We start from the raw sequence: 14,337 nt of genomic DNA on the forward strand, positions 1-14,337 counted from the left end.
GTGTACCCGTCGTCCCCGTCACTCAGGGTTGTCCGCGAGCGACCTCGCCGCCCGGGCGCTGTGGGCGAGCGCGGTACGGGCGTACGCGGGCGAGGCGCCCGCGAGGCCGCACGACGGGGTGATCGTGACGGACTCGGCGAGAGTCCCCGGATTCAGCCCCAGCCTGCGCCACAGCGTCCTGACTCCCTTGACGCTACCGCCCGGGTCTGACATTCCCTCCGAAGCCGCGTCCGTGGAGGGCACCACGCCCAGGAACAGCTGGGTGCCGCCCTCGACGGCTTCCCCGATCGCCTCCTCCTCACGCTCCGTGAGCAACGAGAAGTCGAGCGAGACGCCGTCGGCCCCGGCGCGGCGCAGCAGGGCGACGGGCACCTCGGGGGCGCAGGAGTGGACGAGGGTCGTCCCGTCCTCGCCGGCCGCCGCGAGGACGTCGCGGAGGGTCGCCTCGACGATCTGGCGGTCGACGGCGCGGTAGGTGCGGTAGCCGCTGGCGGAGCGGACCCGGCCCAGCAGGACGGCGGTCAGGGAGGGTTCGTCGAGCTGGAGGACGACGTCCGCCCCGGGCATCCGGCGGCGGACCTCGGCGAGGTGGGCTCGGAGCCCCTCGGCCAGGGACCCGGCCAGATCGCGGCAGGCGCCCGCGTCGGCCAGCATGGCTTCGCCGCCGCGCAGTTCGAGGGCGGCGGCAAGAGTCCAGGGCCCGACCGCCTGGACCTTGAGCAGCCCTTCGTACCCCTGGGTGAACTCCTCCAGGGCGTCCAGGTCCTCCCCCAGCCAGGAACGGGCCCTGCGGGTGTCACGGCCGGGCCGGTCGCTGATCCGCCAGCCGCTCGGCTCGACGTGCCCGTACATCTCGACGAGCAGGCCGACGCTCCGGCCGATCATGTCGGCGCCCGGTCCGCGCGCGGGCAGTTCGGCCAGATACGGCATGCCCTGGCCGTCGGCGAAGGAGCCGGTGACGGTCTTCGCCGCCTCCCTCGCGTCTCCCCCGGGCATCGACCCGATGCCGGTCGCCGGACACCCGCTGAACTTGCTCTTCTCGCTCACCCGGGAAGCCTACGGTCCCCGGCGGGGCGTCTGCTCGCCAGGGAGTCAGCGGCCGGGGCGGACCGTGAGGTCGTTGACCTCGGCATCGCGCGGCAGGTCGATCGCCATGAGGATCGTGGTGGCCACCGACTCGGGGTCGATCCACCGCTCGGCGTCGTACTCCTTGCCCTCCTGCTGGTGCACCTTGGCCTGCATGGGGCTGGCGGTGCGGCCCGGGTAGACGGAGGTCACGCGCACCCCGTTGCCGTGCTCCTCGTGGCGCAGCGAGTCGGCGAGCGCCTTGAGGCCGTGCTTGCTCGCGGCGTACGCGCTCCACCCGGCGTGGGCGTTGAGTCCGGCGCCGGAGTTCACGAAGAGGACGTGGCCCTGGGCGACGCGCAGCTGCGGGAGGAGGAGGCGGGTGATCTCGGCGGGGGCGATCAGGTTGGCGTCGATCTGGAAGTGCCAGGCCTTGGGGGTGAGCTCCCCGACCTCGCCCAGCTCGACGACGCCCGCGATGTGCAGCAGGGTGTCGATCCGCTCGGGCATGGCCTGCTGGCCGAACGCCCAGGACAGCCGGTCGGGGTTGCCGAGGTCGCCGACGAGCGTGCGCGCGCCCGGGTAGCGCTCGGCGAACTCCTTGGCGCGGCCCGCGTCGCGGGCGAGCAGGACGAGGTCGTCACCGCGCTCCTGGAGACGGCGGGCGACAGCGGCGCCGATGCCGGAACCGGCGCCGGTGATGAGGTGGGTAGCCATGGGTCGATCCTAAGTGCGGGCTTCCTGGTGGAGTCGAGCGGTTTCCGCCGGGCGGGCGCCGATCCAGGATCCGGGCCGCTCACTGGAGTCCGGCGGCCTCCTCCAGGTAAGCGAGCGCGCCGACGCCGTCCTTGGCGAAGAAGACGAGGTCGGTCAGGGGCAGTGGCAGGAAGCCCTCGTCCTCCATGCGCTGGAACTGCCGGTGCAGCCCGTCGTAGAAGCCCGCCGTGTTGAGCAGGACGACGGGCTTGGTGTGCTTGCCGTGCTTCTTCAGCTCCAGGATCTCGGTGGCCTCGTCGAGCGTCCCGGTCCCGCCGACCATGATCACCACGGCGTCGGCCTTCTCCAGGAGCAGCGCCTTGCGCTCGGCGAGGTCGCGGGCGATGACCATCTCGTCGGCGTTCGGGCGGGCGCTCGCGGCGAGGAACTCGACCGACACCCCGACGAGCCGGCCTCCCGTCGCCTGCACACCGTCCGCGACGACCTTCATCAGCCCCTTGTCCGATCCGCCCCAGACGAGAGTGTGCCCACCCCGTCCGAGCAGCTCGGCGAATTCGCGGGCGGGCACGGTGTAGCGGTCGTCGAGGTCGGCGGCGGAGAGGAAGACGCAGATGTTCATGGAGCCACCGTACGACCCGCCTCGGACACTCCCCCGTTCCGGGGAAGGTTCGGCGTACGGGGAAGAAGCCGGCCCCGTACGCCGCTGAAACAGGCATGACTGCCACCCGAGGACACCGCATCACCGTCGAGCAGGGCACCGAGCACGTCCGGGCCGTGCACGACGGACAGGTGCTGGCCGAGAGCCGCCGCCCGCTCGTGCTCCGCGAGACCGGCTGTCCGGTCCGCTACTACCTGCCGCCCGAGGACGTCCGCACCGAACTGCTCGCCCCGTCGGACACCTCCACCCACTGCCCGTTCAAGGGCGACGCCTCCTACTGGTCGCGGCCCGGGGCCGCCGATCTTGTCTGGGCCTACCCGGATCCGAAGCCCGAAGTCGCCGCGATCAAGGGCCACTTCTGTTTCTACGCCACGGAGACCGTGGCGGAGACGGTGGCGGACTGACCCTCGATCCGCTCGCACGGGAAGTTTTTTCCGGGCGAGCGATGAGTTTCCCGGCCCGCCCCGGTCTCCTCTCCCATGGACAGGATTCTCTCCGCCGACGGCACGCCGATCGCCTACCGCCGCCAGGGCGAGGGGCCACCGCTGGTGCTGGTCGGCGGGGCGCTGAGCGTGGCCGCGACCGACGCGGCGCTGGCCGCTCTGCTCGCGCCGCGCTTCACGGTGATCACCTACGACCGGCGGGGCCGGGGCGCCAGCGGTGACACCGGGCGGCCGGCCGTGGCGCGGGAGGTCGAGGACCTGGCCGCCGTCGTCGGTGCGGCCGGGCCGGGCACGTCGGTGTTCGGGATGTCCTCGGGCGGGGCGCTGGCCCTGGAGGCGGCCGCCGCCGGGCTGCCGGTGGAGCTGCTCGCCGTGTACGAGCCGCCCTACACGCCGGGGGTGTCGGGGCTACGGTTCAAGGCCCGCTGCACGGCCCGGCTCCAGCGGCTGCTGGCGGCCGGGGACCGGGGCGGGGCGGTGGAGCTGTTCCTGTCCATGACGGGCGTCGCCGAGGAGACGGCCGCCCTGATGCGGCGCACCCCGGTGTGGGCGGAGCTGGAGGCGAGGGCGCACACCCTGGCGTACGACGACGCGCTGCTGGGCGACGGGGAGATCCCGGCCGGGCGGTTCGCGGCCGTCACCGCCCGGACCCTGGTGATCTGCGGGGGCTTCAGCAGCGCCCAGGCGCGGGCGGCGACCCGGACGCTGGCCGAGGCCCTGCCACGCGGCCGGCACCGCACGCTGACGGGCCAGCTGCGCGAGGTGGCGCCCCAGGTGCTCGCGCCGGTGCTGACGGAGTTCTTCGCCAGGGACGTGTACGCGTACGGGCGGGCGTCCTAGCCGTTCCGGCCTGTCTGTGTACGCGTACCGGCGGGCTTCCCAGCCGGTACGCGGGCGGGGTTCAGCCGGGGCCCGGGTCGCCCGGTCTCAGCCGCCCGCCGCCACCCGTTCGCGGCGGACCGTCGTGGCGATGGTGGCCGAGCCGACCACGCGGGTGCCGTCGTAGAGGACGACCGCCTGGCCGGGGGCGACGCCCCGGACCGGCTCGGTGAAGGTGACGTTCAGCTCGGAGCCGTCCACCAGCTCGGCGGTGACCTCGGTCTCGCCGCCGTGGGCACGGAGCTGGGCGGTGTACGTGCCCGGGCCGGACGGGGGCGTTCCGCACCAGCGGGGCTTGATCGCGGTCAGGGACGTGACGTCCAGGGCCTCGACGGGGCCGACGGTGACCGTGTTGTTCACCGGGGAGATGTCGAGGACGTAGCGCGGCTTGCCGTCGGGGGCCGGGTGGCCGATCTTCAGGCCCTTGCGCTGGCCGATGGTGAAGCCGAACGCGCCCTCGTGGGTGCCCAGCTTCGTACCGGACTCGTCGAGGATGTCGCCCTCGGCCGGGCCGCCGAGGCGGTCGGCGAGGAAGCCCTGGGTGTCGCCGTCGGCGATGAAGCAGATGTCGTGGCTGTCGGGCTTCTTGGCGACGGCCAGGCCCCGGCGCTCGGCCTCGGCGCGGATCTCGTCCTTGGTGGTGAGGGTGTCGCCGAGCGGGAACATGGCGTGGGCGAGCTGCTTCTCGTCCAGGACGCCGAGCACATAGCTCTGGTCCTTGGCCATGTCGGACGCGCGGTGCAGCTCGCGGCTGCCGTCCTCGGTGAGCACGACGGTGGCGTAGTGGCCCGTGCAGACGGCGTCGAAGCCGAGGGCGAGCGCCTTGTCGAGCAGCGCGGCGAACTTGATCTTCTCATTGCAGCGCAGGCAGGGGTTGGGCGTGCGCCCGGCCTCGTACTCCGCGACGAAGTCCTCGACGACATCCTCGCGGAAGCGTTCCGCCAGATCCCAGACGTAGAACGGGATGCCGATGACGTCGGCCGCGCGGCGGGCGTCCCGGGAGTCCTCGATGGTGCAACAGCCGCGCGCCCCGGTCCGGAAGGACTGGGGGTTCGCGGACAGGGCGAGGTGGACACCGGTCACGTCGTGGCCCGCCTCGACGGCGCGGGCGGCGGCGACGGCGGAGTCCACGCCGCCCGACATCGCGGCGAGGACACGCAGGGGGCGCTGGGAAGTCTGAGTCATAGCCCCTCCAGGGTACGGGTCGCCGGGAACCGAACGCTCGCGGATAAGCGTTGACGACGACATGGGGAACAACGGGAGCACCCGGGCCGGGCGAAAGCCGTCGGGAAAGCCTTCGCGGAAGAAGCCGGCGGACGGCGTCAGCCGCCGCGCACTGCTGATCGGCGGTGGCGCGGTGGCGGCCGCCGGCACCGCCGCCGTGCTCGCGCGCGACCAGGTGAAGCGCCTGTGGTGGCAGGTCCCCGGCGTCGAGAAGCCCAGGAAGCCGGGCGAGCTGGACTACGCGGGAGCGACCTGGGTGGCCGCGTCGGAGGCGAACTGGCGGCGCGCGGACCGGCCCGACGACTTCCCCATCGACCGGGTGATCATCCATGTCACCCAGGGCAGCTTCGCCAGTGCGGTGAAGGTGTTCCAGGACCCCGCCCACCAGGCCGCGACGCACTACATCGTGGGGCAGGACGGCCGGGTGGTGCAGATGATCCGCGAGCTGGACGTGGCGTACCAGGCGGGCAACCGCTCCTACAACGAGCGTGCGGTCGGCATCGAGCACGAGGGGTTCGTGGACCGGCCGAAGGACCTCACGAAGGCGATGTACGCGTCGTCGGCGCGGCTCACGGCGTCGATCTGCGCGCGGCACGGCATACCCATCGACCGGGAGCACATCATCGGGCATGTGGAGGTGCCGGGCACCGACCACACCGATCCGGGTCCGCACTGGGACTGGGACCGGTACATGGAGCTGGTGCGTCGGGCCGCGACGGCCCCGCCGAGCCCCACGCCCTCGGCGTCGGCGAAGGCGTAGCGCCACCTGGTGGAGGCGTGCGTGAGCTGAGCCCGGCCGTCCGGGCCCGCCTCAGCTGAGCCCGGCCGTCCTCGCGCGCTCGACCGCCGGGCCGATCGCCTCGGCGAGCGCCTTCACGTCGTCCTCGGTCGAGGTGTGGCCGAGCGAGAAGCGCAGGGTGCCCCGGGCCAGGTCCGGATCGGTCCCGGTGGCCAGGAGTACGTGACTGGGCTGGGCGATCCCGGCGGTGCAGGCGGAGCCGGTGGAGCATTCGATGCCCTGCGCGTCCAGCAGCAGGAGCAGGGAGTCGCCCTCGCAGCCGGGGAAGCTGAAGTGTGCGTTGGCGGGCAGGCGTCCGGCCGGATCCGGGTCGCCGCCGAGCACGGCGTCCGGCACGGCGAGGCGCACGGCGGCGACGAGTTCGTCGCGCAGCCCGCCGACCCTCCGGGCGAACTCCTCGCGCCGCTCGGCCGCCAGCCGTCCGGCGACGGCGAACGAGGCGACGGCGGGCACGTCCAGGGTGCCCGAGCGGACGTGCCGCTCCTGGCCGCCTCCGTGCAGGACGGGTACGGGGGTGTGGTCGCGGCCCAGCAGCAGCGCGCCGATGCCGAACGGGCCGCCGATCTTGTGTCCGCTGACCGTCATCGCGGCCAGTCCGGAGCGGGCGAAGTCGACCTCCAGCTGGCCGAAGGCCTGGACCGCGTCGGCGTGCATGGGGATCCCGAACTCCGCTGCCACCGAAGCCAGTTCCCGTACCGGCATGATCGTGCCGATCTCGTTGTTGGCCCACATCACGGTGATCATCGCGATGTCGTCGGGGTTCTTGAGGATCGCCGCCCGCAGGTCTTCGGGGTGGACCCGGCCGTGGCGGTCGACGGGGAGGTAGTCGACGTTCGCGCCCTCGTGTTCGGCGAGCCAGTCGACGGCGTCGAGGACGGCGTGGTGTTCGACGGGCCCGGCGAGGACCCGGGTGCGGCGGGGGTCGGCGTCGCGGCGGGACCAGTAGAGGCCCTTGACGGCGAGGTTGTCGGCCTCCGTGCCGCCGGAGGTGAACACCACCTCGCTGGGGCGGGCGCCGAGGGAGTCGGCGAGGGCTTCTCTGGACTCCTCGACGGTGCGGCGGGCCCGGCGTCCGGCGGCGTGCAGCGAGGACGCGTTGCCGGTGACGGAGAGCTGGGCGGTCATCGCCCCGATCGCTTCGGGGAGCATCGGGGTGGTCGCGGCGTGGTCGAGGTAAGCCATGGTGGGGCCGATTCTACGAGCCCCGGGTGGGGCGCATGCCGGGCGCGTCACGGCCCGGCCCCCGCGCACGCTTTCCGGGGGTACGGCGGACCGGTGCGGAGACCGGCCGAGGACCCCGGCCCGGAGCCCGATCCGGAACGGGGAGAGCGGCTCGCGGGGCCGCGTGGGGCGTTGCGTCAGCCGCCGATGCTCCAGGCGACCGTGCCGTTGGCGGTGACCAGGGCGGCGAGCACGACGAGGTCGGCGACGCCCAGGGCGAGGCCGAGGAAGGCGCGTCCCCGGCGGCGGGTGCGACGGGTCAGGGCCAGCAGCGCCATCACGATCGCCATGGGCCCGAGCACGATGTTGAAGACCAGCAGCCCGACGAGGCCGAGGACGAACGAGGCGACGGCGAGACCGTCCGCCTCCCGGCCGGCGGCCCGGCGCGGAGCTGAGTCGGGGCTCTTCTCCGGTTCCGGTGCCGCGCCCGGGTCGACGACGTCCTTGCCAGGGGAGGCGTCCGCGTCCTTGCCGCTGGCTGCGTCCGTGCAGCGGGTGCGGTCGAGGAGGGTGAGGGTCATGGTGCGAGCTCCTTCGGATCGGTCCGGGAAACGGCAGGCTCGGCGGGTGCGGGTGCTACGGGTCGGTGCGTGCTACGGGTCGGTGCGTGCGGCGGGTCAGTGGGCGCGGCGCGACGCGCGCTCGCGTACGGCGAAGATCAGCAGCCAGCAGCCGATCACGGCCGCGGCGGCCAGGGTCAGCGGCAGGGGCATGTGCGCGACCGCCCCGAGGAGGATTCCCAGCAGGAGCAGCGCGGCGACGAGGACGAGCACGGCGGAACCTCTCTGTGCGACGACGAAGGCCGTTCGGAGTACGAGTGTTCACTGACTCAGAAGTCTAAACCCCGCACCCTTCCCCAGACTCGGAGAACGGTTGTTTACTGAATGGCATGAGTCACACTCCTGTCGGCATCCGCCAGACCCAGAAGCTCAGGACGCGCCAGGCCCTCCTGGACGCGGCGCTCGCCCTCCTGGAGCACCAGAGCCTGAGCAGCCTGGGGCTGCGGGAGGTCACCCGGGCCGCCGGGGTCACGCCGACGGCCTTCTACCGGCACTTCGAGGACACCGCGGCGCTCGGCGTCGCCCTGGTCGAGGAGACCCTGGGCAGCCTGCACGGGCTGATCGCCGCGGTGCTCACGGAGACGGGCGACAGCGAGGAGCGGCTGGACCGCAGCGTGGCGGTGATAGCACGTCATGTCGGCGCGCAACCCGCCCACTTCCGGTTCATCGCGCGTGAGCAGCACGGCGGGGTCGGCCCGGTGCGCGCGGCCATCGCGGCTCAACTGCGGCGGTTCGCCGAGGAGGTGGCGTGCGCGCTCGGCCAGGAGTCGGGAGCCGCCGGGTGGAGCGAGGAGGACCTGCTGATGCTCGGCGGCCTCTATGTGGACCACATGGTGATCACCACGTCGACCCTGCTGGAGGCCGGGCCTGAGGGCGAGGCGGAGGTCGTCCGGGTGGCCCGGCGGCGGCTGCGACTGGTCACCATCGGCCGGGCGCACTGGCTGGACGAGGGCTGACGGCGACGGCACGCAACGGCCCTCGGCGACCCGCACGACCGCCCCCTGACCTCCCGCTGCCGCCCTCGACGAGCCCCGACCACCCTCGGGACCGCCCTCGTCCGCCCTTGACCCTCCCGTAACAGGAGGCCCTACGGTCCCCGGGTATGAAGATCGTCGTCCATGACACCGCGTCCACCCTGCTCGACCTCCTGAACCGCCCCGTGGCCCGACGTCCCGACGCCCTGCGCGAGATGTACGCCCCCTTGCAGGAGGTGATGTCCCGGGTGGGGGTCGGCGACCTGGTCGAGACGCACCGCGCGGGCAGCGGATTCCCGATCGACCGGGACGACCCGCGCCTCCTGCCCGCCCTGGACCGGATGCGGGAGGCCCGGGTGTGGCAGCGGATCGAGGACTCCCTCGCAGCCGCGCGGGAGCTGCTGGGCACGGCGGCGCCCGGGGCGCGGACCGCCGACACGGTCCACGTGGTGCTGGTGCTCGGCGACCCGGACGACCCGCTGATGGCCCTCAACCAGGGGTACTTCGGCCTCGGCGGCATCCCGGGCGCGATCCTGCTGATGATGTGGCCCACCGAAACCGCCCTGGACAGGATCGACCACGCCGCCGCCCACGAGCTGCACCACAACGTCCGCTACGCCAACGTGACCTGGGACCCGACGGCGGTCACGGTCGGCGAGCAGGTCGTCGCCGAGGGGCTGGCCGAGGCGTTCGTGCGGGAGCTGGCCGGCGAGGCCGCCATGGGCCCCTGGGCGACGTCCCTGCGCGGCCCGGCGCTGGACGAGGTCTGCGCGAAGGTGGCGGCCGGGATCGACGTGGCGGGGATGGAGAACCTGCCCCCGTACGTCTTCGGCGACCGCACCGCCCTTCGGCTGGGGCAGCGGCCGGTGGGGCTGCCGGACTTCGCCGGGTACGCGGCCGGGCTGCGCTTCGTGGACGCCCACCTAGCCGCCACCGGACTGACCGCCGCCGCGAGCGTCGCCCTGCCCGCCCGGCGGATCCTCGGATGCGCGGGCGTGGCCACGACCGCGTGACCGGTTGGCCCGCGGCTCCCGCGTCCCGGCTGCGGGAGACTGGTCCGGTGAGCAACGAGGACCGCTGCCCCGGGGAACCGCCCGCCTACGGACTGACCGTGGGGCGGGCCGCCGCGCTCGTCGGGGTCAGCGTGAAGACGCTGCACCACTGGGACGCGATCGGCCTGGTGCGGCCGGGCGGACGCACCCGGTCCGGCTACCGGGTGTACGGGGACGACGACGTCGCCCGGCTCCACCGGGTCCTCGTCTACCGGGAGATCGGCATCCCGCTGTCCGCGATCGGGCGGCTCCTGGACGACCCGGAGGTCGACGCGCGCGAGCATCTGCGCCGGCAACGGGGGCAGCTCGTGGACCGGATCTCCCGGCTGGAGCGGATGGTCGGCGCGGTCGACCGGATGCTGCTGGAGTCGAGGCCCGGCATCCGGCTGACACCCGAGGAGCAGGTCGAGATCTTCGGGGCCGACTGGCAGCCCTCCTGGACCGAGGAGGCCGAGGAGCGCTGGGGCGGAACGGAGGAGTGGGCGCAGTACACGGAGCGGGCGGCCCGGATGGACCCCGAGGACTGGAAGGACGTGGCGGCGGCCACCGAGGCCCTGGAGGCGGACCTGGCCTCCGTCCACCGCGACGGCGCCGAGCCGGGCTCGGACCGTGCGAACGCCCTCGCCGAACGGCACCGCGCGCTGATCTCGACGTACTTCGACTGCACGTACGCCCTGCAGGTCTGCATCGGCCGGACGTATGCCGAGGACCCCGGGTGGGTGGCGCACTACGACGCCGTCGCCCCGGGCCTGGGCGGCTGGCTGTGCGGGGTGATCGCCGCGAACGCCCGGGCCCACGGGGTGGACCCGGACGCCCTCTAGAAGTCCGCGGAGGCCTTCAGGAAGTCCGCGGGGCCTTGGCGAGCTGGCGGGACTGGGCGACGAGGCGGTCGGCGCTGTCCCAGACCTCGGCGTCCTCCTCCAGGAAGCCGCCCGCGAGGTTGCGGGTGGTGATGGCGACGCGCAGCGGGCCGGGCGCGGGGCGGCAGCGGATGTGGGTGGTCAGCTCGACGGTGGGGGTCCAGCCGGTCAGGCCCAGCTCGAACGAGGTCGGCGGCAGGGCGTCCACGGTGAGCAGCAGCGACAGCGGGTCCGGATCGCGGCCGTCGGCCAGGCCGAACCAGCCGCGCATCTCGCCCTTGCCGGAGGGGGCGCCGACCGCCCAGCCGACGGTGGCCGGGTCGAGCTTGATGTCGAGGCGGTCCGTGATGGCGGAGCTGCCGGGGATCCTCGGTGCGCCGTCGCTCGGGCCGAGGCAGTGGTCCCGGTCGGGCATGGCGGGCGGCAGGGCCGTGGTGCGGACGTCGTCGGGGAGCGTGTCGAGGTCGCCGTAGGTGGCCAGGACCCGGATGCGCTCGACCTCGCTGCCGTCCTCCGCGTACTGGAAGAGGGAGGCCTGGCCCGTGGAGAGGGTCCGGCCCGTCCGGACGGTCTGGGTGCGGATCACCGCCGGGCCGGGCACCGAGGCGGTGAGGTAGTGCGCCGAGACGGAGAACGGGTCGGGGTGCGGCAGGGCCTCGCTCAGGGCCCGGCCGAGCAGGGCCAGCAGGTAGCCGCCGTTGACGGCGTGGATGATCGTCCAGCCGGCGGAGAGCTCGGCGTCGTAGACGCCCTCCTCGCGCAGGGTGACCGCCGTGTCCCGGTCGAACTCGCTGTCGCCGATGGTCGCCCGTGCGGTCTCCGCCGCTCCGGTCACTGCCTCAGTCGCTGCCTGTGCCATGGCATGCACGGTACATCCATCACCCTACTGAGCGGTAGCTTTTTGTGAGCCCCGTTACCCCGGCGAACCCGCCCTACGTCGCCGCCGGCCCCTCCTCGGCCCGCGCGGAGGACCGGTTGTAGGCCCGGGGCGCCCGCCAGTGGAAGCGCAGCGCCAGCAGCCGCAGGACGAACGCGGCGATCACCGCCAGCCCACTGGTCAGCGCGTTCAGGGTGTCGAAGCGGATGCACAGGACCACCATGGTCGCGCCGACGATCGCGGGCACCGCGTACAGGTCCCGGTCCCAGCGCAGCAGCGAGGGGACCTCGTTGGCGAGGACGTCGCGCAGCACACCGCCGCCGACCGCCGTGGCCAGGCCGAGCGCCGCCGACGCGGTGAGCCCGAGGCCGTACTCGTACGCCTTGACCGTGCCGGTCACGCAGAACAGGCCGAGCCCCGCCGCGTCGAAGACGTTGACGCCGACCTGGATGCGCTCCACGTGCGGGTGGAGGAAGAAGACCAGGCCTGCGGCGAACAGCGGGGTGATGAAGTAGCCGAGGTCGGTGAAGGCGGCGGGCGGGATCGCGCCGATCATGACGTCACGGAACAGCCCTCCGCCCAGCGCTGTCACCTCCGCGAGAACCGCGATGCCGAAGACATCGAAGTTCTTGCGGACGGCGAGCAGGGCGCCCGAGATCGCGAAGACGAAGATCCCGACGAGGTCGAGCGCATGCTGGACGGAGGGCGTGAACAGTTCGGTGAGCACCGGGCAATTGTGCCGGTCCCGGACGCTCCCTAGGCCTGGGGGCTGCCCTCCGCCTTCTCCGTGGCGTCCGAAGCCTCTTCCGTGGCGTCGGCCGTCTCCTTCTTGATGTCCTCGGCGGCCGCCGACTGCTCCTTGGCGTCCGCGTCGGCCTGGGCCGGTACGGTCGCGGGCTCCTTCTCGGGGGCGTCGGCCGCCGGGGCCCCGGTCTCGTCCTCCGAGACCTCGACCGCCTCGGCCGCCACCGTCTCCGTCCCGGTGACCGCCTCGATGCCGGTCGCCAGGGTCTGCTTCACCGTGCCGGCCTCGATCTCGGCCGTGAAGTGGCAGGCCACCTTGTGCCCGTCGCCGGTGTCCAGCAGCGGCGGGCGCTCTGTCGCGCACTTGGTCTCCTGCACCCACGGGCAGCGGGTGTGGAAGCGGCAGCCGGCCGGCGGGTTCGCCGGGGAGGGCAGGTCGCCGTGGAGGAGGATGCGCTCGCGGCGGTCCTCCACCTCGGGGTCCGGCACCGGGACGGCCGACATCAGCGCCTTGGTGTACGGGTGCCGGGGCCCCGCGTACAGCGCGTCGCTCGGGGCCTCCTCGACGAGCCCGCCGAGGTACATCACCCCGATGACGTCCGAGATGTGCCGGACGACCGCGAGGTCGTGGGCGATCACCAGGTATGTCAGGCCGAGGGACTCCTGGAGCTCCTCCAGCAGGTTGATGACCTGCGCCTGGACCGAGACGTCGAGCGCGGAGACCGGCTCGTCGCAGATGATCACGTCCGGCTCCAGGACCAGCGCGCGGGCGATGCCGATGCGCTGGCGCTGGCCGCCGGAGAACTCGTGCGGGTAGCGGGAGAGCGCGTTGGACGGCAGGCCGACCTTGGCCAGGATGTCCTTGATCTTCTCCCGGCGCTCCGCCTGGTCCTTGCCGATGCCGTGGGCGGCCATGCCCTCGGACAGGATCGACTCGATGTTCTGCCGGGGGTTGAGGCTGCCCAGCGGGTCCTGGAAGACCATCTGGAGGCGGCGGCGGAAGGCCCGCATCTCCTCGCCCGGCAGCTTCGCCAGGTCGGTGCCGTCGAAGACGACCCCGCCGTCGGTGATGTCGTTCAGCCGCAGGACCGCCCGGCCGAGCGTCGTCTTGCCGCAGCCCGACTCGCCGACCAGGCCGTACGTCTGACCGGCCTCGATGGACAGCGAGACGCCGTCGACCGCGTAGACGTGGCCCACCGTACGGTCGAAGAAGAGGCCCTTCTTGACCGGGAAGTGGACTTTGACGTCGTCCAGTTCGAGAAGGCTCATGCCGGGACCTCCGCCTTGGGCAGGACCGGGTTGACGCAGCGCACCTGGTGGCCGGCCGTGCGTGGTTCGGTCAGTTCGGGGGTGCCGGTGAGGCACTCCATCGTGTAGTGGTCGCACCGGGGCGCGAACGCGCAGCCGTCGGCCCAGGCGATCTTGTCGTTGATGGAGCCGCGGATCGGGTTGAGCGGCTCACCGCGCGGTGCGTCCAGGCGCGGGATGGAGCCGAGCAGCCCGTGCGCGTACGGGTGGGTGGGGTGGGCGAACAGCTCGCGCCGGCCCGCCGATTCCACCGCCCGTCCGGCGTACAGGACGTTGACCTCGTCGCAGAGACCCGCGACGACGCCGAGGTCGTGCGTGATCATCAGCAGGGCGGTGCCCTCCTGGTCGACCAGTTCCTTCAGGAGCTCCAGGATCTGCGCCTGGATGGTCACGTCGAGTGCCGTCGTCGGCTCGTCGGCGATCAGCAGCCGGGGCGCGCAGGCGACCGCCATGGCGATCAGCGCCCGCTGGCGCATACCGCCGGAGAGCTGGTGCGGGTACTCCTTGAGCCGCCGCGTCGGGTCGGGGATGCCGACCCGGTCGAGCAGGGACGCGGCTTCCTTACGGGCCTTCTCGCCCTTCAGCCCGCGGTGGCGCTGGAGGATCTCGGTGACCTGGATGCCGATCGGGACGACCGGGTTCAGCGAGGACAGCGGGTCCTGGAAGATCATCGCGAGCCGGCTGCCGCGCATGTCGCGGAGCGTGCGCTCGTTCATGGTCAGCAGGTTCTGGCCGTCGAACTCGGCGCGGCCGCCGATCCGCACGCCCTTGCGGGGCAGCAGCCCCATCAGGGCGAGCGAGGTGACGGACTTGCCGCAGCCCGACTCGCCGACCAGGCCCACGACCTGGCCCTGGTCGACGGCGAAGGAGACGCCGTCCACGGCCGTGGCGTCCTTGCGGCCACGGGCGGTGAAGGTGACGCTGAGTTCCTCAACGGAGAGCAGTGACATGGGACT

Annotated in this window: 17 protein-coding genes; 6 read left to right on the forward strand and 11 right to left on the reverse strand. The window is 73.0% G+C overall.

Annotated elements, in window-relative coordinates:
* Positions 1-18: 18 nt before the first annotated feature.
* The 3 genes from IE140_RS00060 to IE140_RS00070 all read right to left on the reverse strand — a co-directional run bounded on the left by IE140_RS00060 (position 19) and on the right by IE140_RS00070 (position 2,401).
* Positions 19-1,047, reverse strand: a complete 1,029-nt coding sequence (locus tag IE140_RS00060; RefSeq protein WP_150195732.1) for a methionine synthase — start codon at positions 1,045-1,047, stop codon at positions 19-21.
* A gap of 45 nt (positions 1,048-1,092) precedes the next feature.
* Positions 1,093-1,782, reverse strand: coding sequence for an SDR family oxidoreductase (locus IE140_RS00065; protein ID WP_088572873.1), 690 nt, complete (start codon positions 1,780-1,782; stop codon positions 1,093-1,095).
* A gap of 79 nt (positions 1,783-1,861) precedes the next feature.
* Complete coding sequence (locus IE140_RS00070) at positions 1,862-2,401, reverse strand: LOG family protein (protein WP_100561642.1); 540 nt, start codon at positions 2,399-2,401, stop codon at positions 1,862-1,864.
* Positions 2,402-2,496: 95 nt separating this feature from the next.
* Between IE140_RS00070 and IE140_RS00075 the strand changes: the two genes are divergently transcribed.
* Together IE140_RS00075 and IE140_RS00080 are read left to right on the forward strand one after the other, a co-directional pair.
* Complete coding sequence (locus tag IE140_RS00075) at positions 2,497-2,844, forward strand: DUF427 domain-containing protein (RefSeq protein WP_150195734.1); 348 nt, start codon at positions 2,497-2,499, stop codon at positions 2,842-2,844.
* 75 nt (positions 2,845-2,919) lie between these two features.
* Positions 2,920-3,723, forward strand: coding sequence for an alpha/beta fold hydrolase (locus IE140_RS00080; RefSeq protein WP_150195736.1), 804 nt, complete (start codon positions 2,920-2,922; stop codon positions 3,721-3,723).
* Between the two features lie 87 nt (positions 3,724-3,810).
* Here the strand turns inward: IE140_RS00080 and mnmA are convergent, their stop codons facing one another.
* Positions 3,811-4,947, reverse strand: a complete 1,137-nt coding sequence (gene mnmA / locus IE140_RS00085) for a tRNA 2-thiouridine(34) synthase MnmA (protein ID WP_006127761.1) — start codon at positions 4,945-4,947, stop codon at positions 3,811-3,813.
* Positions 4,948-5,008: 61 nt separating this feature from the next.
* On the opposite strand from mnmA, the gene IE140_RS00090 reads away from it, so the two are divergent.
* On the forward strand, positions 5,009-5,746 hold the full coding sequence (locus tag IE140_RS00090) for an N-acetylmuramoyl-L-alanine amidase (protein ID WP_150195738.1): 738 nt from the start codon (positions 5,009-5,011) through the stop codon (positions 5,744-5,746).
* 51 nt (positions 5,747-5,797) lie between these two features.
* Here IE140_RS00090 and IE140_RS00095 read toward each other — a convergent pair whose 3' ends face one another.
* The 3 genes from IE140_RS00095 to IE140_RS00105 all read right to left on the reverse strand — a co-directional run bounded on the left by IE140_RS00095 (position 5,798) and on the right by IE140_RS00105 (position 7,779).
* Positions 5,798-6,967: a cysteine desulfurase family protein gene (locus IE140_RS00095; RefSeq protein ID WP_109180188.1), complete on the reverse strand. Its 1,170-nt coding sequence runs from the start codon at positions 6,965-6,967 to the stop codon at positions 5,798-5,800.
* Positions 6,968-7,143: 176 nt separating this feature from the next.
* The gene (locus tag IE140_RS00100) at positions 7,144-7,527 is read right to left on the reverse strand and encodes a hypothetical protein (protein WP_150195740.1); all 384 of its coding nucleotides are present in this window, start codon (positions 7,525-7,527) and stop codon (positions 7,144-7,146) included.
* Between the two features lie 96 nt (positions 7,528-7,623).
* Entirely contained in the window at positions 7,624-7,779 is a 156-nt protein-coding gene (locus IE140_RS00105) for a hypothetical protein (protein WP_167533509.1), read from the reverse strand.
* 116 nt (positions 7,780-7,895) lie between these two features.
* Between IE140_RS00105 and IE140_RS00110 the strand changes: the two genes are divergently transcribed.
* The 3 genes from IE140_RS00110 (at position 7,896) to IE140_RS00120 (ending at position 10,413) form a co-directional block, all read left to right on the forward strand.
* Complete coding sequence (locus tag IE140_RS00110; protein WP_098897716.1) at positions 7,896-8,522, forward strand: TetR family transcriptional regulator; 627 nt, start codon at positions 7,896-7,898, stop codon at positions 8,520-8,522.
* 146 nt (positions 8,523-8,668) lie between these two features.
* Entirely contained in the window at positions 8,669-9,553 is an 885-nt protein-coding gene (locus IE140_RS00115; RefSeq protein WP_150195742.1) for a DUF2268 domain-containing putative Zn-dependent protease, read from the forward strand.
* A gap of 47 nt (positions 9,554-9,600) precedes the next feature.
* Positions 9,601-10,413 carry a MerR family transcriptional regulator gene (locus IE140_RS00120; protein ID WP_150195744.1) on the forward strand — a complete coding sequence of 271 codons (813 nt, stop codon included), beginning with the start codon at positions 9,601-9,603 and terminating at the stop codon, positions 10,411-10,413.
* 16 nt (positions 10,414-10,429) lie between these two features.
* Here IE140_RS00120 and IE140_RS00125 read toward each other — a convergent pair whose 3' ends face one another.
* The 4 genes from IE140_RS00125 to IE140_RS00140 all read right to left on the reverse strand — a co-directional run bounded on the left by IE140_RS00125 (position 10,430) and on the right by IE140_RS00140 (position 14,331).
* On the reverse strand, positions 10,430-11,311 hold the full coding sequence (locus IE140_RS00125; RefSeq protein WP_175466414.1) for a thioesterase family protein: 882 nt from the start codon (positions 11,309-11,311) through the stop codon (positions 10,430-10,432).
* Between the two features lie 73 nt (positions 11,312-11,384).
* Entirely contained in the window at positions 11,385-12,056 is a 672-nt protein-coding gene (locus IE140_RS00130) for a trimeric intracellular cation channel family protein (protein WP_032770296.1), read from the reverse strand.
* A 29-nt stretch (positions 12,057-12,085) separates the two neighbouring features.
* On the reverse strand, positions 12,086-13,342 hold the full coding sequence (locus IE140_RS00135; protein ID WP_093444683.1) for an oligopeptide/dipeptide ABC transporter ATP-binding protein: 1,257 nt from the start codon (positions 13,340-13,342) through the stop codon (positions 12,086-12,088).
* Positions 13,339-14,331, reverse strand: coding sequence for an ABC transporter ATP-binding protein (locus IE140_RS00140; protein WP_189459956.1), 993 nt, complete (start codon positions 14,329-14,331; stop codon positions 13,339-13,341). Before IE140_RS00140 ends, IE140_RS00135 begins: the two co-directional genes overlap by 4 nt.
* Positions 14,332-14,337 lie beyond the last annotated feature (6 nt).

This window comes from Streptomyces parvus, from assembly GCF_014648875.1.
Taxonomy (GTDB): domain Bacteria; phylum Actinomycetota; class Actinomycetes; order Streptomycetales; family Streptomycetaceae; genus Streptomyces; species Streptomyces parvus.

Coding starts and splice junctions, on each gene's coding strand:
- IE140_RS00070 (WP_100561642.1), bottom strand. CDS start 2,401: ATGAACATCTGCGTCTTCCTCTCCGCCGCCGACCTCGACGACCGCTAC.
- IE140_RS00115 (WP_150195742.1), top strand. CDS start 8,669: ATGAAGATCGTCGTCCATGACACCGCGTCCACCCTGCTCGACCTCCTG.
- IE140_RS00080 (WP_150195736.1), top strand. CDS start 2,920: ATGGACAGGATTCTCTCCGCCGACGGCACGCCGATCGCCTACCGCCGC.
- IE140_RS00075 (WP_150195734.1), top strand. CDS start 2,497: ATGACTGCCACCCGAGGACACCGCATCACCGTCGAGCAGGGCACCGAG.
- IE140_RS00065 (WP_088572873.1), bottom strand. CDS start 1,782: ATGGCTACCCACCTCATCACCGGCGCCGGTTCCGGCATCGGCGCCGCT.
- IE140_RS00100 (WP_150195740.1), bottom strand. CDS start 7,527: ATGACCCTCACCCTCCTCGACCGCACCCGCTGCACGGACGCAGCCAGC.
- IE140_RS00125 (WP_175466414.1), bottom strand. CDS start 11,311: ATGGCACAGGCAGCGACTGAGGCAGTGACCGGAGCGGCGGAGACCGCA.
- IE140_RS00090 (WP_150195738.1), top strand. CDS start 5,009: ATGGGGAACAACGGGAGCACCCGGGCCGGGCGAAAGCCGTCGGGAAAG.
- mnmA (WP_006127761.1), bottom strand. CDS start 4,947: ATGACTCAGACTTCCCAGCGCCCCCTGCGTGTCCTCGCCGCGATGTCG.
- IE140_RS00095 (WP_109180188.1), bottom strand. CDS start 6,967: ATGGCTTACCTCGACCACGCCGCGACCACCCCGATGCTCCCCGAAGCG.
- IE140_RS00110 (WP_098897716.1), top strand. CDS start 7,896: ATGAGTCACACTCCTGTCGGCATCCGCCAGACCCAGAAGCTCAGGACG.
- IE140_RS00135 (WP_093444683.1), bottom strand. CDS start 13,342: ATGAGCCTTCTCGAACTGGACGACGTCAAAGTCCACTTCCCGGTCAAG.
- IE140_RS00140 (WP_189459956.1), bottom strand. CDS start 14,331: ATGTCACTGCTCTCCGTTGAGGAACTCAGCGTCACCTTCACCGCCCGT.